Here is a 21,080-nt window from a genome sequence, read left to right as displayed (position 1 = left end):
GACGAGGTTGATCGGCGGGTGGGTAATCCGCGCTCGGGGAGCAAACTCTGATTGCGTCAGCGGTGACTCAATCCGGCCTGTGTGCCGCCTCACATTCATGCATGTATCCAGTTTGCGCATCCATCCCCAGCCTGTGAAATGACTTTTTCAAAGAAAACTATGCATAACGGTTATGATTGGAAGGCAGCCTGACCTCTCGCCAGACCTCCCGGAGGTAGAAACAATGCGCATTAGCGAGCTCGCGTGGTTCATCCGCGTCGCCGAGACAGAAAACGTCACCCAGGCGTCAGAAGAGCTTCACATCTCCCAGCCGGCCCTGACGCGGGCCTTGCAACGGCTGGAAGAGGAGATGGGTACCGAACTTTTCGCGCGGCGGAAGAAGAGATTGTCGCTAAACGAATCAGGAGAAATTCTTTTCCCGCACGCGGCCCGGGCAGTCAACGAAATCGACGAGGCCAACGCCAGGATAAGGGCCCTGCAGAACCCACTAGGGGGTGCCATTTCCCTGACGTATGTCACTTCGTTCGGTTCTTGGCTTGTGCCGCAACTCCTTAGCGAGTTCCAGCAATCCTGGCCACAGTCACGTTTTACTTTGCGTGGATGCGCTGCCGACGACGTCTTGGCCTCCATCCGTTCCGGGGAAGCCGACGCCGGCATCATGAGCCCCCAGCCTGCGGATCCCTCCCTCGAATGGATACCCCTCGCCTACGAGCGACTTGGGCTCGCGACGTCGATCGATGGTGATTTGTCCAATCGGACGACAATTACACCCTCAGATCTCCAAACTCTCCCCTTCGTAGCGTCGCGCCGACAGTTCGGTTTGCGGCAAATTACGGACTCCTACCTAGCGAGGCATGGAGTCGTTCCCAATATCATTCTCGAAGCGACCGAACTACCGACATTGTGGGGTCTGGTGCAGAAGAACGTGGGCGTTGCCATCCTTCCTTTCCAGGAGCCCCCGTCCGGAGTCAAGGTCATTCCTTTTATTGATGACGACGCGGTCCGCCCCGCTGGCCTCGTCTATGACCCGCAGCGGCGCCTGCCCTCCTCCGGAGACCGCTTCATCTCGTTTATCCGTTCACGTAAGGAGGCCCTTCACGATGTGTGAATGTTCCGCCGTGATGGATGCTCATGCCGCTGTTCCGGCCGCAGTGTGCAACAGGATACGCTTTTTGTAATTGAGGACTTCGATCTCTTTCCGCCACCTGCAGACCCTGCGCCAGAGACGGTGTGTTTCCGTTTGCCCGGCTCTTGGGACGAGGGCCTACAAGCGGCTTTCTCAGCAGCTGCATCGGCGAGAGACCCGGTGGAGAGCGGCGCCCAGAGCTGTTCTTTGACCACCCACGCGCGCGCAGCTTCCCGGCGGCGTCGTCGGTGACGAACACGGTGCTGAGCTTGTTCCTTGCCCGGTCCGAGCGCCAGCCGTCGGTAAAAGCTGGATGCAGCCCGAAGCTGTTTCCGAGGACGGCTGACCTTCCTTCTGCCGGTCCCCTGAACCTGGACCACCATATGCCCAACTCGGATATGTGGTGCTCGGTGGTTCGTCGAGCTCCTGATAGCTATCAGCGGCAGGCAGCCAGTCTCGCCGAACGTGCCTCACCGAAATCGGTGAGTGTGCAAGGCGCGTGCATAGACGACGCACGTTCGTTCACGTAGTTTCGCTTAACGTGACCGCGGCGCCCGGAGATCGCCGGCGAGCCTCTCATAACCGTTTCGCATGACCTTTTCGTATAGCGCATTTCACAGGCGGTGCTCTGCTGTACAAACTGGACATGGGAATAATGACCATACATAGATGCAGTCGTACAAGCCGCAAGACGGGATAACCGTGCTGGCGCTTGAGCAGGATGTGCAGCGCTCTCTGCCACACGCCCCCAGTGAGCAGATTTGCGTGGGCGGACATTAGGGTCGCGCGTTCCGGCCAACTCGGTCCGTCCCTATTCTTGGGATCCGTGAGAGGAAACAGATGATACTGGCGCCGATTACCCTTACCGGCCATGCTCAAAAGGAAGCGTGGCAGAACAAGGTTCTGCCACCTATAGAGCAGCTTGGCAGGGACGTGTGGTCCATCCCTGTCTCCTTCCCCCACAATCCCATGCGTTATACGCTGAGTTACCTGCTCTTGGGCGACGGCGAGGCAATTCTTATTGATCCGGGCTGGGACAGCGAGGAGGGCCTAACCAATTTGACTGCTGGTCTGCGTCAGGCCGGCCTCGGGCTCACCGACCTTACCGGCATAGTGGTCACTCATTTCCACTCGGACCATCTCGGCATGGCTGCTCGTCTGCGGGTGGCCTCGGGAGCGTGGGTTGCTTTGGGTGAGCGTGAGGTTCGCCGGTTCACCGCCTCCGAGGATCTTGACCTTGTCCTGAGCATGCATCGCGAGGAGCTGACCCTATGGGGCGTTCCGGCAGCCAGGTTATCGGAGGTGGCGATGAATCGTCCCAGCCTGGTACATCTGCAGAATCTCGCGGATCCCGACCTGAGGCTTTCTGAAGGCAGCCTGGTGCCTGCGCAAGGACTCGACCTACGGGTCATCACAACTCCCGGCCACTCACCTGGGCACATTTGCCTGGTCGATGAGCCGCACGGCCTGATCTTCAGCGGGGACCACGTCTTGCCACGTATCTCTCCGCACATTGCGCTAGAGCTGCCTGGACCAGCAAACCCGCTCGCGGACTATTACGCCTCTCTGGACCTGATCGCCTTCGAGGACGAGATGGAAGTGTGCCCCGCGCACGAGTACCGCTTCAGGGGGATGCAGCGGCGGGTGGCGCAGCTGGTCGAACACAACCGGGCGCGCTCCGCCGAGGTCCTTCGCGTCGTGGAGGAACATCAGCCCAAAACCGTTTGGGACATCACCCGCCATCTAACGTGGTCCCGCGGCTGGGACTCCCTGCAGTCGTTCTCTCTGCGCCTAGCGGTCTCCGAAACAGCCAGCCACGTCGTGTACCTGAGATCAAACGGCCATGCCATCAACGTACCCGTCACACATCCCCACCTGGTAGAGCTGTGATCACGGCCGACGCCGACTTAATCTGCGCTGTTGTGGTGGATCGGGCGGATCTAAAGGTCCGCGGACGTCGCCGCCTTGGCCCAGGGAGCAGATCTGAAGGCCGCGCACCAGCGCGCCGAACCAACCGGACGTTGGCCTAAGGCGCACGGGGTCTACGACGGACCCAAAGTTGTAGTCGCCTGAACGTGTCCCTGCAAGTTCAGTCCGTGGCCTCAAAATCGGAACCCTACTCCTACCTTGCCCAGGTAATGCAGGAAACCTACAGCCATAAGCGATCCGAGGGCAAATTCATCGTTGGCGTGAAGAACGCGCGCCACCAGCAAAGCCTGGTTGACCTGCGGAAACGCCGGATTCGTCATGGGACGGGAGTTCTCGCAGCTACTTCCACTCCCGTTGTTTGAACGCCGATAACCAACCTTCTGTCAGCCTGACCATGTCTGGATCAGCCATTGCTTCCTGCCTACAAGGGAGACGGTGGGCGATCCACGGCTGGGGTCATTTCTGGTTATCCACGGCTGGGAATGGGAGCCATTAGGGTAGCTCCCTGGCAGCAGTAGCGGTGGATAACCTATGAGAATTGTCCCCGGTTGTGGGCCGCGTCAGCCTCATGTGCACTCTGGTTCTGGAAGCCAGGGTGGGAATCGTAAAACACGTCCCGACCATCGTCGTCAGGTTGGGGTGTGCCTCAAATGGACGAACTGCCCGGCAGTGAACCAGGTCTCCGGACTCAAGGAGTCCGGCCACACAAGAGCCCAGTGTCCTCCATGATTTTGAGCTGCATGGTCTAAAGCGTTATTCAGAAGGCACGAATAGTTCGAAATCGAATATGCACGCGTACCAGTACTGATCCAAATTGCCTGAAAAGCATGGTGGTTCTGCTACGCGTATCGTCGAGTCAGGAAGCGGATTCAGCTCGAGTTGCTTGAATCATGGTTGCTGTTGACAGGATGTGCTTTTCCATCTCTGCCTTGGCGTTCTCGACGTCACCCATTTCAAGGGCCTTGATTATCCGGGCGTGGTCTTCGTTGCGTTCAACAATGGAAGACCCAACTGGGTGAGGCGCACCGGTGGTGTTGATGAGGAAGTCACTAAGATCCCACATGCGGCGGCTCATGTTGCTCATAACCCTGGAATGGGCCATGCGGTGGATGATCTCGTGAAAGTTCCGGTTTTGAAGGCGATATTGGCTGGCACGGATGTCCGGGTCCGGCTCGGTATTTAGCCGGTCCATTCTTCGGGCCGCCAGGTATAGCTCGTCCAAGTGCTCGTCGGTCCGCCGTTGCGCAGCAGCGGCGGCGATAACGGATTCGAAGCCGGCAAACATTCTGAAGAAGTCTTCTACTTCTTCAAGCGAGTACTCGGTCACTACGCATCCGATTTGGGGAAGGATTTCGACCAAGCCGTCCGCGGAAAGCAGACGGAGGGCCTCCATGACGGGCTGTTTGCTTACTCCAAATTCCGCCCTTATTGCTTCGACCGAAAGTTTGGTCCCTGCTGGGTACTCGCCTTCGAGCAGTCGACTCTGAACGGCCTCGTAGATTCGCCCCAGGAGGCGGCCGCCGCCGGTTGAGCTTTGTTTTAGAGGAGCTGATAGCGGTGCAGTAGACCTTGTGTTGCGCATCGTGATCCTCTCCTCTCCAACTAGCATGCTAGCATCATCCCTTCGTCCCGTACGCCCGGCGAGGGAAGTTCAACGCCGGGCGTATTTTTTAGACGGTTTGGGGAGCGGAAGCACCCATGATTTCATCAGTGCAGGCAATTTCAGCGAGTAAACCAAGGGATTCGATGCTGGCCTGGTGGGCCTCGAGGGTAGCGGCGGAGGCGGCGTCTTCCGCGATGATGACACGGTAGCCGGCGTCTGAGGCGGAGCGCGCCGTGCTCTCCAGGGAGGCGTTGGTGGCCACGCCGGCAAATACAAGGGTGTCGATGCCGCGTTCTTCCAGCACGGCTGTGAGTTCTGGTACGAAACCACCTACTCGCTGGTGGGTAATGACTACATCAGTTGCGGCTGGTCTGAGTTCGGGGATGATGTTGGCCAGGGCGCTGCCGTCCTTGAGGCAACCGGACTGCTCCACGACCTTAAGCAGGGGTGAGTTCGCATTGAGGTCACTGAAATCGGGCTTGAAGGCGACGCGGGTATAGATCACGGTCATGCCGGCGTCCCTGGCGGAATTCAGTAGTCCGCCGATCTTGCTGATGACGTTCCTGCTGACGATCTGGTCGTGGAAGAAGGGAGCGAAAGCTCCTTCCCCCGAGACGATGTCTCCTTGGCAGTGGATGGCAATAACGGCCGTGCGTTCTGGGTTGAGTTCCATTTCGGTCTTCCCTTCGGTTGGAGGCATGCCACGGGTGCAGTTGCCCGCGGCACGGGATCTTTTTAGGAGCCCGGGACTACTACGACGTTGGTGAACCCGCCTCGGCGCTTGTCCACCGAGTCCAGTGCCTCATTGATTTCCGAGAGGGGGAAGACTTCGTGTTCAAAGACAGAGAGGTCCAAGGTGCCGGCGTGCGCCATTTCTGCCATGTCCTGACCTTCTGCGACGCTGAACCAGAGTGAGCCGATGACGCTGATCTGGAAGCACATCAGCTTGAACATCTCCAGGGGGAGGGGTTCGGACATGCCTCCGATGTCGACCATCCGGCCGCCGCGGCGCAGGGCCTCGATGCCCGCGAGCGTGATTTCGTGGGGAGCACCGGGGCCTACTGCGTCAATGAAGATGTCCGCGCCCAGGCCGTCTGTATGTTCCCTAACCCATTCGTCTACAGGCTGGTCGCCATGGGAGAGGACGTGTACGCGCTTGGGATCTAGGAGTCGAACCCTATCCAGGAGCTCCCGGTCGCGCGCCATCGCGAAGACCTTCGTAGCGCCCATGGCCAGGGCGTTCAGAACGGCGCCTAGCCCTAGCGTTCCGGTGCCACCGTTGATGAGGACGGACGTGCCGGCCCCTGCTCCGGCTTTGCGGAGAGCGGAGTAGGACGTCCCCATGTATCCGAAGCGGCAGGCGGCTTCGAAGGAGATTGATTCGGGCAGGATGACCAGGCCATCGGCGGGAGCTTTCATGTATTCACAGAAGCCCCCATGGGGATAGTCCTCAAAGATTTCCTGTGAGCCGGCCCCGAAGCCAAAGTAGCCCTGGAAGGTGTAGGAAGGGTCGTTGATTCGTTCCCCTCGCCGTGAAGCGTGGGAGTCCCCGGAGTCCCGGCCCGGGTTGATGTAAACCCTGTCACCGGGTTTGACGTTGCGGACCTGGGATCCGACCTTGCTCACCACTCCGGCAGCATCCAGACCGTAGATGGCCGGGAGTGCTGGCAGGGGAAGGTACGGGAACCACTCGGGGTAGGAGGTGATGACGTTCCGCAGGTTGGGTACAACATTGCACGCCTTCACCTCAATGATCACATCCCGGGGGCCCGGTTCTGGAACTTCCACCTGGTCGATCTGGAAGGGCTTGCCTACTTCGTGAAGCCGTGCGGCCTGCATCAAGCTCATCTTTGTGCTCCTTGCAAATGGGGGATTTTCGAAAAGTTGCCTCTCCGCGCCAGCGCGGCAGGTGAGTTGAATCACTAGGCGTGAGCCACGTTACATGCAAGACTGCAAGCGTGCAAGCATGCTAGCAACGCGAGCTATTTCACGGTGCGGGGCACTGGTTTAGGAGCGTGAGCAAGTAGCTGCTGCGCCAAATTCCCCGCTTCTTTGGGAAAACTTTGCTCCCTCACGCCGCGGTGCCCCGGCCTCCTGGCGGTGCCCGCAGCGCATCGATTCTTGCGGGGCGGTCAAAAGGGACTTTACATACCTGCTAGCATGCTAGTAGGTTAGATGCAGTGATGGGCCTCACGTTTGAAGCGTAGGTTCCTTGTCCTGGTAGAGAACGACCTCTTCCAGCGCGGACGGAGCTGTCCGGACTTGAACTTAGAAGGTGTGATGGAAACTCAGTTGGAATTCGATACCGACGTGCTCATTATGGGCACGGGACCGACCGGAGCCACGGCAGCTCTCGCGCTGGCTACCGAGGGCGTGCGGGTTCATATGATTTCGCGGTGGAATTGGCTCGCGAACACTCCTCGTGCGCACATTACCAACCAGCGTGCCGTTGAGGTCCTGCGGGATCTTGGGGTGGAAGAAGAAGCCGCGAAATATGCGGTGCCGTGGGAGGACATGGGGGACACCCTGTTTACCACCAGCCTTGCGGGTCAGGAGATCGCCCGGCTCCGCACCTGGGGGACCGGCGACGAGCGGTACGGCGACTATTTGAAGGCCAGCCCCTGCACCATGCTCGATGTTCCGCAGCCGCTGATGGAACCGATCCTGCTCAAGAACGCGGGGGAGCGAGGAGCGCAGGTCACCTTTAACACCGAGTACCTCTCCCACGTTCAGGACGCCGAAGGCGTGAATGTCACCTTCAGGAACCACATCACGGGTCAGGACTACACGCTCCGCGCCCGTTACCTTATCGGCGCAGATGGTGCCCGTTCACAGATCGCAGAAGACATCGGACTCCCGTTCCACGGGCAGGTCGCCCGCGCCGGTACCGCGTATGTGCTGTTCAAGGCCGACCTGAGCAAGTACGTCGCGCACCGACCCAGCATCCTGCACTGGATCATGAACCCGGTTGCCGGCTTTGGCGAGATCGGCATGGGCCTGCTGCGCGCCGTCCGGCCCTGGGATGAGTGGATCGCCGGATGGGGATTCAACATGGCAGACGGCGAGCCTGACTTCAGCGAAGACATCATCCTTGAAAAAATTCGAACCCTAGTCGGTGACCCCGAACTTGAAATCGACGTACAGACCAAGTCCACGTGGTACGTGAACCAGCAGCACGCCGAACACTTCTCCGTCGGACGTGTCTTCTGCGGAGGAGACGCCGTGCACCGGCATCCACCAAGCAGTGGCCTGGGTTCAAACACCTGCATGCAGGACGCGTTCAACCTGGCATGGAAACTCGCATACGTCATCAAGGGCTACGCGGGTGCAAGCCTGCTGGATTCCTATTCTCTCGAGCGCGCCCCCGTCGGGAAGCAAATCGTCGCCCGCGCTAACCAGTCCAGGAAGGACTACGGCCCGCTCAACGAAACGTTCCGCGTCCCGGGCCAGGAACACAGCACTGAGGCCGGGCTGGCACGCCTGCATGCGCCAACCCCCGAAGGCGTTGAGCTGCGTCAGAAGCTCCAGGAAGCCCTGGAATTGAAGAACTACGAGTTCAACGCTCACGGCGTCGAACTAAACCAGCGCTACGAATCCGCCGCCGTCATTCCTGATCCTGAAGCCGGGGAAGAACAGTGGGCAAGGGATCCGCAGCTTTACGTCCAGCCCACGACCCGGCCAGGTGCGAAAATTCCGCATGCATGGCTGGTGGACCGGGAAGGCCACCGGACATCGACCCTTGACGTCACCGGCCACGGCAAGTTCAGCCTTGTCACCGGCCTTGCCGGACGCGCCTGGGAAACAGCAGCCGCCGAACTTGAGGCCCCCTACCTGCGCACCGTCGTTGTCGGCGAAAAGGGAGCGGAAGACCCCTACGGAGCCTGGCACAAACTCCGCGAGATCCACGAAGCCGGTGCCCTGCTCGTGCGCCCGGACGGCTACATCGCGTGGCGCCAAAGCGCCCCTGTATGGGACGTAGAAGAAGCCCGCGCCCAGCTGCGCTCGGCACTGAACACCGTCTTGGGCAACACCAAGCAGAACACCCCCGAAACCGTAGGAGAAACCCGTGAATTCACGCCCGTACACTAGCGTCTGGTCCGACCTCAACCAGGTCGAATTCAGCCAGGGCTTCATCCAGGCCGGCCCCTACCGCACCCGGTACCTGCACGCCGGCGACAGCTCCAAGCCCACACTGCTGATGCTTCACGGCATCACCGGCCACGCCGAAGCATATGTGCGGAACCTGCAGGCCCACGCCGAGCACTTCAACGTCTATGCCATCGACTTCATTGGCCACGGATACAGCAGCAAGCCTGACCACCCGCTGGAAATCAAGCACTACATCGACCAGGTGAACCATTTCCTGGATGCCATCGGCGTCGAAAAGGCCTACTTCTCCGGTGAATCCCTCGGAGGCTGGGTGACCGCCCGTTTCGCCATCGACTTCCCTGAAAGGGTCGAACGTATCGTCCTGAACACCATGGGCGGCACCATGGCGAACCCAGTGGTGATGGAACGCCTGTACACCCTTTCAATGGAAGCAGCCAAGGATCCGTCCTGGGAGCGTGTGAAGACCCGCCTCGAGTGGCTGATGGCAGATCCGGCCATGGTTACGGACGACCTTATCCGCACCCGCCAGGCCATCTTCCAGCAGCCGGACTGGCTTAAAGCCTGCGAAGCCAATATGGCCTTGCAGGATCCCGAAACGCGCCGCAGGAACATGCTCACCGACGATGACCTTCGTTCCATCCAGGCACCCGCCCTCGTTGTATGGACCACCAAGGACCCCTCAGGGCCGGTCGATGAGGGCCGCCGCATCGCTGGCCTGATCCCTAACGGCCGGCTGGCCGTCATCGAAAACGCCGGTCACTGGCCCCAGTACGAGCAGACCGAGATCTTCAACAAGATCCAGTTGGATTTCCTGCTCGGGCTCGACGAGGGCGCCGACGCGGAACTGACCTCCGCACAAACTCAAGGCTAGGAGACTGCCATGACCGTTGCTCTGCTTGCCATGTCCCACAGTCCTCTCCTCGAACATGGAGATCCGGGGCCGGAAGTTAAGTCAGAAGTGGAGGCCGCGTTCGACGTTGCCCGCAGCTTTGTCCACGACTACGATCCGGACGTGGTCATCAATCTGGGCCCTGACCACTACAACGGCTTCTTTTATCAGTTGATGCCGGCGTTCTGCGTCGGTTATGACGCTGTCAGCATCGGTGACTACGGAAGCCAGGCGGGCCCACTAAACGTCCCGAAGGACATCGCACAAGGCCTGGCCGAGTTCGTGATCGGTCAAGGTATTGATATTGCCGTCTCCCTGAAGATGGAGGTAGATCACGGCGCCGTCCAGCCCATGGAGATCGTCTACGGCGACATCACCGCTAAGCCGTTCATCCCCATCTTTATCAACTCTGTTGCGCCGCCCTTCACGCCCCTTCAGCGTGTCCGGCTGCTCGGCGAGGCCATTGGTCAATATCTGAAGACCCTTGATCAGAAAGTGCTGCTCATTGCTTCCGGTGGGCTTTCCCACGATCCGCCGGTGCCAAGGTTGGCCACCGCCACCGAAGCCCAGCGCCGGATGTTGATCGGGGCCGATGGTCAGCAGACGCCCGAGGCGCGCGCTGCCCGGCAGCAGAGGGTCTACGACACTGCGGACGCGTTCGCCCGTGGCGAAGCGAACATTAAGGACCTTGCCCCTGAGTGGGACCAGCAGCTGATGAAGATTCTCGCCTCCGGGGATCTATCGCCGATCGACGCCTGGACACCGGAGGAGATGACGGAGATCGCTGGTAACTCCTCCCATGAAGTCCGTACCTGGATCGCAGCTTATGCAGCCCTGGGAGCCGTTGGTCCCTACACGGTGCAGTACAGCTATTACCGCCCCATCCGCGAGTACATTGCAGGGTTCGGTGTCACAACCGCCACCCTCGACCACAGCTAGCGCAGCGCCGGACACCGGACGAAAAAGCTGCACGATTGAGAGTTACGTAATGACAAATCAAACCAGCGGCGCCAATGACGGCGCAGCGGTAGCGGTCAGTTCACCGAACCTGAGGACCGTGGCCAACACCCTGTTAGGGGCATTGAAGACCGCACGCCCCTGCGAACCCGTAAGGGATGTGCTGGGCGGTGATCTTAACGCAGCCTATGACGTGCAGGAACTCCTGATTCAGAGCCGCGTCAGTACCCGGAACCGGCGGGTTGGCCGCAAAGTCGGGCTGACTGCACCTGCGGTGCAGCGTCAGCTCGGCGTGGACCAGCCCGACTTTGGCGTGCTGCTGTCGGAGATGCAGCGTGGCGAAGACGAAGAGATTCCGTACTCGCAGCTGATCGCCCCCCGCATTGAGGCGGAAATTGCCTTCGTGATGGGGCGTGACGTCGAGAACACCGAGCGGGGTGCAGTTCTTTCCGCCGTGGATTTCGTCGTTCCATCACTCGAAATCGTGGACAGCCGCATCGCCAATTGGGACATCGGGATCGTGGACACGGTCGCAGATAACGCATCAAGCGCCTACTTCGTCCTTGGAAACAGCAAGGCGACGCTGAACGACTACGTACCTGCAGGGGCGGAAATGGTCATGACCATCAACGGCCAACAGGTCTCCCAGGGAACCGGGGCCGACTGCCTCGGCGATCCCATCAACGCCCTGCTTTGGGTCGCGGAAACAGCCGCGGCGCTGGGCCGTCCCCTCCGTGCCGGGGAAGTCGTACTTTCCGGCGCACTCGGCCCCATGGCCCCCCTCAAAGCCGGCGACGTCGTCGAAGCCAGCATCAGCGGCCTGGGCACCGTTACCGTTTCAGCATCTAAGGAGTTCTCATGAGCGCAAAAGCAGCCATCATCGGCTCGGGAAACATTGGCACCGACCTCATGTTCAAGATCATGAGGCTCAGCGACAAGCTGGACATGGGCGTCATGGTGGGCATCGATCCCACGTCCGACGGCCTTGCCAGGGCGGCCCGGTTGGGCATTGCCACCACCGCCGAAGGCGTTGAAGGCCTCATCGCAATGCCGGAATTCCAGGACATCGAAGTCGTCTTCGACGCAACGTCTGCCGGAGCCCACCGCCATAACGCAGAGGCCCTGGCTCCCTACGGGAAAAAACTCGTCGACCTCACCCCTGCCGCCATTGGCCCCTACGTCGTGCCCTCGGTGAATCTTGAGCAGCACCTGGACGCGGGCAACGTCAATATGGTCACCTGCGGCGGGCAGGCAACCATACCCGTCATTGCGGCCATCGCCAGCGCCGCACCTGTGCACTACGGCGAAATCGTCGCTTCCATTTCATCAAAATCTGCAGGGCCGGGAACCCGGGCCAACATCGATGAATTCACTGAAACGACCTCGGATGCGATCGTCCAGGTGGGCGGGGCCGCCAGCGGCAAGGCCATCATCGTCCTGAACCCGGCCGAACCGCCGATGATCATGCGCGACACGGTCCTGTGCCTGGTCGACCGGCTCACCGAGGCCGAACAGGACAAGGTGTCCGCTGCTGTGCAGGAGCGGGTCAATGAGGTGGCCGGCTATGTCCCCGGCTACCGGCTGAAGCAGGCCGTGCAGTTCCAGGACGAAGGATCTGAAGTCAAAGGCCTCATCCCGGAAGGCCGCGGCACAGGAGAATACACGCGGGTCAGCGTGTTCCTCGAAGTTGAAGGCGCCGCGCACTACCTCCCGGAGTACGCCGGAAACCTGGACATCATGACCTCTGCCGCGCTCCGTGTCGCCGAGCAGCTGGTCTCTACAAAACAGGAAGTAGCATCATGAGCCAGACACCCACCCGCGTCTTCATTCAGGACGTCACGCTGCGCGACGGCATGCACGCAGTGCGCCACCGTCTCAGCACGGAGAACGTCGCCAAGATCGCGGGAGCCTTGGACGCCGCCGGCGTCGACGCCATCGAGGTCGCCCACGGTGACGGTCTTGCAGGCAGCAGCCTCACCTACGGTGCGGGAAGTAACACCGATTGGGAATGGATCGAAGCTGCCGCCTCTGTGGTCAAGAAGGCACGGCTCACAACGCTGCTGCTGCCCGGAATCGGCACCCTGCATGAGCTGCGCCAGGCTTATGACCTGGGGGTCCGGTCTGTACGCGTCGCCACCCATTGCACCGAAGCGGACGTCTCGGCCCAGCACATTTCCTACGCCCGCGAACTGGGAATGGATGTTTCCGGATTCCTCATGATGTCGCACATGTCTGAGCCCGAAAAGCTGGCCCAGCAGGCCAAGCTCATGGAGTCTTACGGTGCTCACTGCGTGTACGTCACCGACTCCGGTGGTGGCCTGACGATGGAAGGTGTCCGGCAGCGCGTCCGTGCCTACCGCGACATCCTGAACCCGGAAACGGAGATCGGGATCCATGCCCACCAGAACCTGTCCCTCGCGGTGGCCAACTCTGTCGTCGCCGTCGAAGAAGGCGCCTACCGTGTGGACGCCTCCCTCGCAGGTCATGGTGCAGGAGCCGGCAACACCCCCGTAGAGCCCTTCGTCGCTGTCGCCACCCTGCACGGCTGGGAACACGGCGCCGACCTCTTCGCCCTTCAGGACGCCGCGGAAGACCTCGTCCGGCCCCTGCACGACCGCCCCGTTCAGGTAGACCGCGAAACCCTCACCCTCGGCTACGCCGGTGTCTACTCCAGCTTTCTCCGCCATGCCGAACGGGCCTCAGCCCGCTACGGCCTGGACACCCGCGACATCCTCGTCGAAGTCGGCAAGCGCCAGCTCGTCGGCGGCCAGGAAGACATGATCACCGACGTCGCCCTCGACCTCCAGCACGCCGCTGCGAAGCACCAGCAACCCCTCCCCGTCCGCTAACACCACCTCCCCAAGGAACCAGACATGTCAACGAAGACATCCCCAAACCTCGAGGGCCGCACCAGCCCCATGAAGGTTGCCATGGCAAGCTTCATCGGCACGACCGTCGAGTACTACGACTTCTTCATCTATGGAACAGCAGCAGCGCTGGTCTTCCCCAAGCTGTTCTTCCCCGAAGCCGGCCCGCTGATGGGCACGCTGCTATCTTTTGCCACCTTCGGCGTGGGATTCCTTGCCCGCCCGCTCGGAGGCATCGTCTTCGGCCACTTCGGTGACCGGGTCGGCCGGAAAAAGATGCTCGTCATTTCCCTGGTGGGCATGGGCGCCGCAACGTTCCTGATGGGCCTCCTGCCCGGCTATGCACAGATCGGCATCGCCGCACCCATCCTGCTGACCGTCCTTCGCCTGTTCCAGGGATTCTGTGTCGGCGGCGAATGGGGAGGCGCGACGCTCATGGCCGTCGAACACGCACCCAAGGGCAAGAAGGGCTTCTATGGAGCGTTTCCCCAGATGGGGGCCCCGGCCGGCGTAGCCCTCGCCACGGTCGCCTTCCTGGGCGCAACCCAGCTGCCCGGCGACCAGTTCATCGCCTGGGGCTGGCGCCTGCCGTTCCTCGTCAGCGCGGTCCTGGTCATTGTCGGCCTAATCATCCGCCTCACCATCGCCGAAAGCCCCGCCTTTGCGGCGGCCCGGGAGAAGAAGGAGCTGGTGAAGCTCCCCATCAAGGAAGCCTTCCGCCGGCACCCCAAGGAAATTTTCCTCGTCGCCGGCACCTACCTCAGCCAGGGCGTCTTTGCCTACATCACCATGGCCTACCTGGTCAGTTACGGCACGGCCGTGGCCGGAATTGACCGTACTACCGTCCTGCTCGGAGTCTTCATCGCGGGCATCGTCGCCGTCATCCTCTACCCGGTCTTCGGCTCACTCTCGGACAGGTACGGCCGGAAGACCATGTACCTCACCGGTGCCGTAGCAATGGGTGTGCTCATCGGTCCAGCGTTCATGCTCATCAACACAGGCGTAGGAGCCAACTTCATCCTGGCCGTCGTGATGATCTTCGGTATCGCCATGGCTCCGGCAGCCGGCGTGACCGGCTCCCTGTTCTCGATGGTCTTCTCCCGGGAAGTCCGCTATACCGGAGCATCAGTTGGCTACACCATCTCGCAGATCGCCGGCTCGGCCTTCGCCCCCACGATTGCCACAGCACTGTTTGCGGCGAGCAAATCCAGCGACTCCATTGTCATCTACCTGCTCATCGTATCGGCCATCTCCGTCATCTCTGTTGCACTCCTGCCCGGTGGCTGGGGACGGAAGGAAGCAGCCCACCAAAACGGCGAAGAACTCGCAGAAACTCAACGAAACGCAGCAAACAGCCCTGCCCAATCCTGACCAGTCGTTCAACAGCAGGGGCGGCCGGCAGATTCCGGGCCGCCCCTGCCACCACTAGCCCAAGCTTCCTCTTCACGGGCTGAGGTTCCGTGACTCAGGTTCGACCACCACTCATCCTGTCCTCAGTCCTGCCTGAAAGGTCACGCGAATGACACGCGCAGATCTCCCGGACCGCATTTTCGGACCAGATGAAATTCCGACTCTTGTATGGCAAGGCATGACACCCGCGAAGCGGCCAAGAGCGGTCCGGGACTGGCATCTGCTGGTCGGTGCCGTAGTGGAGGTTCGACGGGAGGGACAGGTTATCCGGACAGGGCTCGTGGACGACGTCACCACATCCGGAGACATCGTCTGGATGGCGGCAGATGGGTTCGAGAGCAGAAAAATGATTGACAAACGAGAGGGCTACGAACTTGCGATCGTCCAAGCACTGCATTAATGCTCCTCAGACAGCTGCGGTAAAGACCCACGCTGTCCTCCCACGCTGCGCGACAGGTTTGGAGCAAAGCCGCACCTGCGGCTTCCACCCGACGGACCTAAGCGATTGTGGCAATAACAGCCGTACCCAGGAATCAGCAGATGCTCCCGTGGTGGACAGCGCGGTCCACTATGGCCATTCAGCCGGCTCAGCACCGGAAAGAAGCTTTCCGTCCGGAGAAATCACTTCCTCTGCCTGGGAGGGCTGGTGGCACGGCAGCGCCACCGGAGCTGCCTAACAGACGCCGGGAACGCGAACCTGACCCTGACCGAAGCTGCAATTATCAGTCTCGGATCCGTAGGCCGTCTCATAGTGAAGATGCGGCAGATAGCCCCTTCTGAGGCCACTCCCCCGCCTATCTCAAAGAGCCGATAACGGATCTTATGTAAAGCTGCGGTCAGAAGGGGGCGGAAAAGGCCCTCCCCGGGCGCTCACGAAAGGCTGTTTCCGCCCGTCGTTCGTGGCGTTTTTCCCCGGAATAGCGGGATCAGAACTGCTCAGCCAGTGCCAAGTTTACGGGGGGATGTCCAGGAAGATCGTGGCTGACGGGCGTTTGGGCATGGGTCTGCTGTTCACCCCTCCTATGGTGTTTCGCCGACGGATGCAGGAAAATGCGGAGCAGCTAAAAGCTTGAGTGAGTACACCCATAACTGGCGGGATGTGGCTCGACGCCCCGGTCAAGTGGACATCAAGGCTCGCGCTCTGACTGTGGGGCGGCCTGATTCGACTCCCAACGCCGGGTATGGATGGGTTGGATTGCGAAATACGCCAGTCCCCGTCAGCCTCCGGATGCCACCGCCAGCACGGCGTCTCGCAGACGGTGATCGTCCTGAGAGAGCCCGTTGATCACCTCTCCGAGGCTGACGCCTGTCTGCACGATCTGCTCGGAGCCCTGCTGCTGACCCGCGGTCCTAAGCGTCACGAACACTCGTGAGTAGTCAGGGTCGGATACCACCTCTGGCGCCCGCTCCTTTTCCACGACGGCAGTCGGCCCGAACACGAGGAGGATCGTCGGCTGCGCATCAGCGCGGTGCATAGCGACGCACCACTCCCATATTCCGGCGAGCCTCGCCTCGACCGTCGTCACCGGCCCGCTCTGGACAGTCTCGTTCACCTGCTTCGTCAGCGTCGTCTGCGCAAAGCTGCGCAGCCCGGCCTTCACAGCGGCTAGGGTCTTGCGGCTGTCCTCCAGCTGCCGCCGCGCATGCTCGGCGATGAGATCGGCGAACTCCTGGGCCGCACGATCCTGCGGCCGGTACCCGTAACGTGCAGACTCCCCCGTCTCGCACATGGCCTTGATGAAGGAGATCTGGTCGTCGAGGTTCACTGCCGCCTGGCCTTCCACGAAGTGGTCAATCATCTGCTGGATGAAGAAAAGCTGCTCAGGATGCCGCCGAGACCATGACGGATCGCGAGCGACGTGTGCGTGAAGGTCCCCTAAAACCTCGGCATAGGTGACGACAACAGCCTGTTTCCATCCATCTTGCTGGCGGTGGGGCTCGCGGCGGTGGCAAAGCAGAACCACTGCGGCCGCTCTCCTGGGTCTCCCGGGCCCAACAGCGTGGGCGAGATAACGGCGGTAGTCGTGACCGTGTCCATCGGAGGTTCCGTAGTTCTCGACGACGACGGCGGCATCTTGTCGCGACAGGAGGATGTCGGCAATGTCCATGCCGACCTCGCCGCCAGCGACTTCCTCGTCCCCTCTGGTGTCGACTTCCTGGGCCACGCGGTAGCCGGTGGGAGGCAGCTGCTTATCAGCCGATAACTCAGTATTGATCCTCGCGAGGAAGATGCGCTGGAAGGCATCTCCGAGTGCATGAGTCCCTTCGGCGGCAAGCAGCCAGGCGAAGACGTTGGAAAGTTGCTTCTCGTGGGTGCCGTGGTGCATCACCCGGAAGACATTGAACTCCTCGGCCAGGCTCCGGGAGAGCATGGGCACGAGCGCCGTGACGAAGCCACTCATGTCCGTCGGTCGTTGGGCCATAGCCTGATGCTAGTTGAATGGTCGCCAAATAGGGCGGACGGCGCGGACAGCGCCAGACCCCAAGGAGTCCGACCGATGGGGGTCACTTCAACAACTCGATTCGAGGTGGTGTAGGCGGCCAGCCCACGCATAGTGAAGAAAAACTCTGAAGGAAACGGCCACGCGGGCTCAGGGTCAGCGTCTCATCTTTACGCCGGCCTCCTGAGAGCCAATAGGAGTTCATGATCCAAAAAGCACCAGGGGGCTCGCTCGAGCTGCTTGGCCGCGACATCTACCAATTCGGGAATCGGCAGGGCCTAGCTCCGTTGAAGGCAGAATTAGGTAATGACGACGGACAAGGCTTCTCCGCTTTTTGCAAAGACCAACTCGGAGCGGGCTGCGGAAAAGCTGAATCGGTCAGATTGGCCCCTAGGTCCATGACACCATTTGTGGCCGCGGATGTGATTCAGCGGGTCCTGGACCAGGCCGGCGGCACTTTCCTAAAAGACCTTCCCCCCCTCCACGCCTCTGTGGCCGTGATGGATCGGGTAATGGGACTGGCGGGCCCCAGTGCCGTGAAGAACATCAAAACACCATTTGTGGCCGCGGATGTGATTCAGCGGGTTCTGGACCAGGCCGGCGGCACTTTCCTAAAAGACCTTCCCCCCCTCCACGCCTCTGTGGCCGTGATGGATCGGGTAATGGGACTGGCGGGCCCATTTGTGGCCGCGGATGTGATTCAGCGGGTTCTGGACCAGGCCGGCGGCACTTTCCTAAAAGACCTTCCCCCCGTCCAGGGAGAAGAAGTAGAGGAAATCGCCAGTAGGCTCCGGGAAGCCGAGGACGAAGAAGCTGTCTTTGCTATCAACGCGGCCTATAGCAAAGTAGCAGGCGCAAACGCCGTGGAGCCCGATCACGGCAACCAACTAGCGCTGACCATACCTTTCCACGATCGTTACATCAGGGCCGCACTGCAACTCGCGGCTGTGTCGGCCTATATGACTGTTGTTTACGTCGTTGGGTTAGCTGCCGCGCTCATCCCACCGCTTTCCGCTGCGCTTTGGACGTCGGGGTACACTCCGCACAAGCCGAAGATAGTTTGGAAGGCAGTGGGAGAAGCCTATGACCGAATATTTTCGCCGGAAAACAACCATTTGCCGCCCGAACCGCCAAAGAAGAATATTTGGTGAGCTTCGTTTGGATAGTGTCCTGGAAGACAGGGCCGGAAGATATATGTTCCGTGCCCTGTCTTCTGCCCTTTATGTGAGTCAATAGGTGGGCGGGTCTGCAGCCATCGTTTAATCTGTGAGAAGAGCGATACTGCCTCAGTGGATGGTGATGTCGGCCGATGCGGAGTCGAGTCCCTCGGCGCGCGCCGTGACCGTCACGATGCCAGCATGCTTTGGGCGGGCCCGCCGCGCCTTCCGAGGGAGCTCACTCAGCGCCTTCTAACAACTCCGCGTCCGGCTCGGTCCATTCCAGGGCGGCGACGAGGTGCCCCTCGTCGGGAAGTGCTTTCTGTTCGGCTGCCGGCAACTTGTCATAGGTGTAAGCAGCAACGGCCATCGGTGAGGTGGAGCGTCCGAGGCTGTAGCGCACGCTGCGGTCGTTCTTTGTTCCGCAGATCAGGATCCCGACGGTTTCGTTGTGGAAGTCGCGGCGGAGCACATCGTCGACGAGGGCGACATAGAAGTTGAGTTTGCCAGCGAATTCGGGCTGAAACTTGCCGGTTTTGAGTTCGATGACGACGTAGCGGGATTGTTCGATGTGGAAGAAGAGCAGGTCAACGTAGAAGTCGTCTCCGTCGACGTCGAAGTGAACTTGGCGGCCGACGAAGGCGAAGCCGGGGCCCAGTTCGCGGAGTGTTTCGGTGATTCTGCTGGTGAGGGCGTTTTCGAGATCACGCTCGGCTACTTCGCCGGAGAGGCCTAGGAATTCGAAGTTGTAAGGGTCCTTCGCGACCTGTTGCGCAAGCTCGGAGTCTGGTCCAACAAGCTGTTGGACAAAGTTCGAAGGCGCCGCCCCGGTGCGTTCCAGGGTTTTGTTCATGATCATGTTCATCAGGACGTTGCGAGACCACCCGTACTTAGTGGCCGCTGAGGCGTACCAAGACCGGTCCTCCGGCGACTCGAGCTTGTCCAGCAGCACCGTGATGTGACCCCACGGCAATTGTCCAACAGCCTGTTGGACAATTGGCTCCGGCCAAGCCGCGGCGAAACCGCGCATGTAAAAAAGGTTGGACCGGGAAAGTCCTTTCATTTCTGGAAATTCCGCCCGGAGATCATCGGCAAGCCGGCTCATGACCTTGCTCCCCCACTCCTCGATCTGCTGGCGCTCGAGAATAGTTTTCCCGATGGACCAGTACAGCTCGATGAGCTGGGTGTTCACGGTCCGGAGCGCCTGTATTCGGGCGACCCGGACCTGGCCCTTGAGTTCGCCCAGGAGTTCGTTGTAGCCACTGGGGAGGGCGAGGTCGCGGGCGTCGGTCATGCGTTTGATCCTATCGAGGGTCACCGACAGTCCGGCCTTCGGCTAGCGGCTGGGCCCGCTTTTACCTCGTTCGGCTCCAACTGCGGCGCCGGTGCGGGTCTTTCTGGCCTTTGCTGCGCCTTTACCCATGGTGACGGCGGCGCTGGGGTGTGTGCCCTCGCTGCGCTCTGCTGCTGCCCGTCCACGAACTTGCGTTTCGCTGGCACCGGTAGTGGCCAGGGACGCGGCAAATGCTTCCTGCCGCTCGGCTGATCCGTAGTCCGCGGCGGATGTACTTTCAGCCTTCAAGCCCTGGTCTTGCAGCCGCCTGCTGTCGTTGCCGGTGACGAGGTTCTCGATCTCGCGGCCGACGCCTTCAAGGCGGACGAACAGTTCCTTTTCGGCCCGTTCGTACCGCTGTTCCAGTGAAGACCATTGGGAGCCTTTGAAGCCGCCCTCGGCGAGGAGCTTGGCTTCGTGCATTTCCTTGGCTGCTTTGACGAACTCGGGATCTTTGAAGTGGGAGTCGTTGGTGCCATTGACGTTAGCGGTAGTTTCCTTGCGCAGCTGGTCAAGGTCAGGACCGTTGACGCCGTCCTTCCCGATCAGGAACATCCGTTCCTTGATGTCCGAGTCGGCAGCTGCAACTGCCTTCGGGGTTTTAGCGTTGTGTGCCCTCTGCAATGCCTGTGCCAGCTCGGGGTTGGCCAGGTACTCCACCGGCACCTGGTGGCGCTCCATTTCCGGGGCCAGTTTCTCCGCCTGGGCGCGGAGCTCTTCAGCGCGGGCAGCTGCGAGCAGCTGCATGGATTTCTCGTGTTCGGTGGCTGCCTTGCGCGTCTCTTCCTGGCTCAGTGCCAGCGCTTCCAGCCGGGCCTTCTCAGCCGTGATGGTCTCGATGCCCGATTCCAGGTACGCGGCGTCGGCGCCGACGTTGTGGGTGTCGATCCCATAGCGGGTCAGGACTTCATGCCGGATACGCTCCGCGGCCGCCAATGCCGCCGGGTCATGGTCTTTCCAGCCTTCCGCGACGGCATGGGCGGTGGCGATGTCATGGGGCTGCGCTTTGTCCCACCACTGATCCTTTTCCACTGGTGACAGCGCTGCTTGGACGGCGCTGCGTTGGGCAGCCAGGTGTGCCTGCGCTTCGGGCGATGCCTGGGCGTCCTGCTGTTCCTGTTGCCGCATCAATTCCTGCCGCCGGCGGGCCAGGGTTTCGGCAATCCGCGAGGCGATCAACAGTGACTGGCGCATTCCGCTGTCCAGGACATCATCGATTCCATCTGATTCACTCATGGTGTTTCCCCCTTGCACTTGA

General features: G+C 60.9%; 17 protein-coding genes. 11 read left to right on the top strand and 6 right to left on the bottom strand.

Annotated features, from left to right (window positions below):
- Positions 1-223: 223 nt before the first annotated feature.
- Positions 224-1,108: a LysR family transcriptional regulator gene (locus ACIP90_RS18135; RefSeq protein WP_400580957.1), complete on the top strand. Its 885-nt coding sequence runs from the start codon at positions 224-226 to the stop codon at positions 1,106-1,108.
- An 858-nt stretch (positions 1,109-1,966) separates the two neighbouring features.
- Positions 1,967-3,016, top strand: coding sequence for an MBL fold metallo-hydrolase (locus ACIP90_RS18130; protein WP_400580956.1), 1,050 nt, complete (start codon positions 1,967-1,969; stop codon positions 3,014-3,016).
- Between the two features lie 895 nt (positions 3,017-3,911).
- On the opposite strand, the gene ACIP90_RS18125 is transcribed toward ACIP90_RS18130, so the two are convergent.
- From ACIP90_RS18125 to ACIP90_RS18115, 3 genes are all read right to left on the bottom strand, one after another.
- Positions 3,912-4,637, bottom strand: coding sequence for a GntR family transcriptional regulator (locus tag ACIP90_RS18125; protein ID WP_400580955.1), 726 nt, complete (start codon positions 4,635-4,637; stop codon positions 3,912-3,914).
- Positions 4,638-4,725: 88 nt separating this feature from the next.
- On the bottom strand, positions 4,726-5,331 hold the full coding sequence (locus tag ACIP90_RS18120; RefSeq protein ID WP_400580953.1) for a cysteine hydrolase family protein: 606 nt from the start codon (positions 5,329-5,331) through the stop codon (positions 4,726-4,728).
- 62 nt (positions 5,332-5,393) lie between these two features.
- Entirely contained in the window at positions 5,394-6,506 is a 1,113-nt protein-coding gene (locus ACIP90_RS18115; RefSeq protein ID WP_400580952.1) for an alcohol dehydrogenase catalytic domain-containing protein, read from the bottom strand.
- A gap of 432 nt (positions 6,507-6,938) precedes the next feature.
- Between ACIP90_RS18115 and ACIP90_RS18110 the strand changes: the two genes are divergently transcribed.
- The 8 genes from ACIP90_RS18110 to ACIP90_RS18075 all read left to right on the top strand — a co-directional run bounded on the left by ACIP90_RS18110 (position 6,939) and on the right by ACIP90_RS18075 (position 15,291).
- On the top strand, positions 6,939-8,747 hold the full coding sequence (locus ACIP90_RS18110) for an FAD-dependent monooxygenase (RefSeq protein ID WP_400580951.1): 1,809 nt from the start codon (positions 6,939-6,941) through the stop codon (positions 8,745-8,747).
- Positions 8,725-9,639, top strand: coding sequence for an alpha/beta fold hydrolase (locus tag ACIP90_RS18105; RefSeq protein WP_400580950.1), 915 nt, complete (start codon positions 8,725-8,727; stop codon positions 9,637-9,639). Before ACIP90_RS18110 ends, ACIP90_RS18105 begins: the two co-directional genes overlap by 23 nt.
- Before the next feature lie 9 nt (positions 9,640-9,648).
- The gene (locus tag ACIP90_RS18100; RefSeq protein WP_400580949.1) at positions 9,649-10,596 is read left to right on the top strand and encodes a 3-carboxyethylcatechol 2,3-dioxygenase; all 948 of its coding nucleotides are present in this window, start codon (positions 9,649-9,651) and stop codon (positions 10,594-10,596) included.
- 49 nt (positions 10,597-10,645) lie between these two features.
- Positions 10,646-11,476 carry a 2-keto-4-pentenoate hydratase gene (locus ACIP90_RS18095; protein WP_400580948.1) on the top strand — a complete coding sequence of 277 codons (831 nt, stop codon included), beginning with the start codon at positions 10,646-10,648 and terminating at the stop codon, positions 11,474-11,476.
- Complete coding sequence (locus ACIP90_RS18090) at positions 11,473-12,417, top strand: acetaldehyde dehydrogenase (acetylating) (protein ID WP_400580947.1); 945 nt, start codon at positions 11,473-11,475, stop codon at positions 12,415-12,417. Before ACIP90_RS18095 ends, ACIP90_RS18090 begins: the two co-directional genes overlap by 4 nt.
- The gene (gene dmpG / locus ACIP90_RS18085) at positions 12,414-13,463 is read left to right on the top strand and encodes a 4-hydroxy-2-oxovalerate aldolase (RefSeq protein ID WP_400580946.1); all 1,050 of its coding nucleotides are present in this window, start codon (positions 12,414-12,416) and stop codon (positions 13,461-13,463) included. The genes ACIP90_RS18090 and dmpG overlap by 4 nt, the downstream gene beginning before the upstream one ends.
- A gap of 24 nt (positions 13,464-13,487) precedes the next feature.
- Positions 13,488-14,852 (top strand): MFS transporter, encoded by a 1,365-nt coding sequence (locus ACIP90_RS18080; RefSeq protein ID WP_400580944.1) that lies wholly within the window; start codon positions 13,488-13,490, stop codon positions 14,850-14,852.
- A 148-nt stretch (positions 14,853-15,000) separates the two neighbouring features.
- Positions 15,001-15,291, top strand: a complete 291-nt coding sequence (locus ACIP90_RS18075; RefSeq protein ID WP_400580943.1) for a hypothetical protein — start codon at positions 15,001-15,003, stop codon at positions 15,289-15,291.
- Positions 15,292-16,108: 817 nt separating this feature from the next.
- Here the strand turns inward: ACIP90_RS18075 and ACIP90_RS18070 are convergent.
- Complete coding sequence (locus tag ACIP90_RS18070; protein ID WP_400580942.1) at positions 16,109-17,314, bottom strand: PD-(D/E)XK nuclease family protein; 1,206 nt, start codon at positions 17,312-17,314, stop codon at positions 16,109-16,111.
- A gap of 221 nt (positions 17,315-17,535) precedes the next feature.
- Between ACIP90_RS18070 and ACIP90_RS18065 the strand changes: the two genes are divergently transcribed.
- On the top strand, positions 17,536-18,483 hold the full coding sequence (locus ACIP90_RS18065; RefSeq protein WP_400580941.1) for a hypothetical protein: 948 nt from the start codon (positions 17,536-17,538) through the stop codon (positions 18,481-18,483).
- Between the two features lie 244 nt (positions 18,484-18,727).
- Here ACIP90_RS18065 and ACIP90_RS18060 read toward each other — a convergent pair whose 3' ends face one another.
- Together ACIP90_RS18060 and ACIP90_RS18055 are read right to left on the bottom strand one after the other, a co-directional pair.
- Complete coding sequence (locus tag ACIP90_RS18060) at positions 18,728-19,783, bottom strand: YhcG family protein (RefSeq protein WP_400580940.1); 1,056 nt, start codon at positions 19,781-19,783, stop codon at positions 18,728-18,730.
- 42 nt (positions 19,784-19,825) lie between these two features.
- On the bottom strand, positions 19,826-21,058 hold the full coding sequence (locus ACIP90_RS18055) for a hypothetical protein (RefSeq protein WP_400580939.1): 1,233 nt from the start codon (positions 21,056-21,058) through the stop codon (positions 19,826-19,828).
- Positions 21,059-21,080: the final 22 nt, after the last annotated feature.

Source organism: Arthrobacter sp. NPDC093139 (genome assembly GCF_044754165.1).
In the GTDB taxonomy this organism is placed as follows: Bacteria; Actinomycetota; Actinomycetes; order Actinomycetales; family Micrococcaceae; genus Arthrobacter.
The sequence above is the reverse complement of the archived record's forward strand: the minus strand, read 5'-3'. Positions and strand labels throughout refer to the sequence as shown.

What these genes read in the sequence shown, in the direction of transcription:
- ACIP90_RS18135 (WP_400580957.1), top strand. Translation starts at nt 224, where the DNA reads ATGCGCATTAGCGAGCTCGCGTGGTTCATCCGCGTCGCCGAGACAGAA.
- ACIP90_RS18130 (WP_400580956.1), top strand. Translation starts at nt 1,967, where the DNA reads ATGATACTGGCGCCGATTACCCTTACCGGCCATGCTCAAAAGGAAGCG.
- ACIP90_RS18125 (WP_400580955.1), bottom strand. Translation starts at nt 4,637, where the DNA reads ATGCGCAACACAAGGTCTACTGCACCGCTATCAGCTCCTCTAAAACAA.
- ACIP90_RS18120 (WP_400580953.1), bottom strand. Translation starts at nt 5,331, where the DNA reads ATGGAACTCAACCCAGAACGCACGGCCGTTATTGCCATCCACTGCCAA.
- ACIP90_RS18115 (WP_400580952.1), bottom strand. Translation starts at nt 6,506, where the DNA reads ATGAGCTTGATGCAGGCCGCACGGCTTCACGAAGTAGGCAAGCCCTTC.
- ACIP90_RS18110 (WP_400580951.1), top strand. Translation starts at nt 6,939, where the DNA reads ATGGAAACTCAGTTGGAATTCGATACCGACGTGCTCATTATGGGCACG.
- ACIP90_RS18100 (WP_400580949.1), top strand. Translation starts at nt 9,649, where the DNA reads ATGACCGTTGCTCTGCTTGCCATGTCCCACAGTCCTCTCCTCGAACAT.
- ACIP90_RS18095 (WP_400580948.1), top strand. Translation starts at nt 10,646, where the DNA reads ATGACAAATCAAACCAGCGGCGCCAATGACGGCGCAGCGGTAGCGGTC.
- ACIP90_RS18090 (WP_400580947.1), top strand. Translation starts at nt 11,473, where the DNA reads ATGAGCGCAAAAGCAGCCATCATCGGCTCGGGAAACATTGGCACCGAC.
- dmpG (WP_400580946.1), top strand. Translation starts at nt 12,414, where the DNA reads ATGAGCCAGACACCCACCCGCGTCTTCATTCAGGACGTCACGCTGCGC.
- ACIP90_RS18080 (WP_400580944.1), top strand. Translation starts at nt 13,488, where the DNA reads ATGTCAACGAAGACATCCCCAAACCTCGAGGGCCGCACCAGCCCCATG.
- ACIP90_RS18075 (WP_400580943.1), top strand. Translation starts at nt 15,001, where the DNA reads ATGACACGCGCAGATCTCCCGGACCGCATTTTCGGACCAGATGAAATT.
- ACIP90_RS18070 (WP_400580942.1), bottom strand. Translation starts at nt 17,314, where the DNA reads ATGGCCCAACGACCGACGGACATGAGTGGCTTCGTCACGGCGCTCGTG.
- ACIP90_RS18065 (WP_400580941.1), top strand. Translation starts at nt 17,536, where the DNA reads ATGATCCAAAAAGCACCAGGGGGCTCGCTCGAGCTGCTTGGCCGCGAC.
- ACIP90_RS18060 (WP_400580940.1), bottom strand. Translation starts at nt 19,783, where the DNA reads ATGACCGACGCCCGCGACCTCGCCCTCCCCAGTGGCTACAACGAACTC.
- ACIP90_RS18055 (WP_400580939.1), bottom strand. Translation starts at nt 21,058, where the DNA reads ATGAGTGAATCAGATGGAATCGATGATGTCCTGGACAGCGGAATGCGC.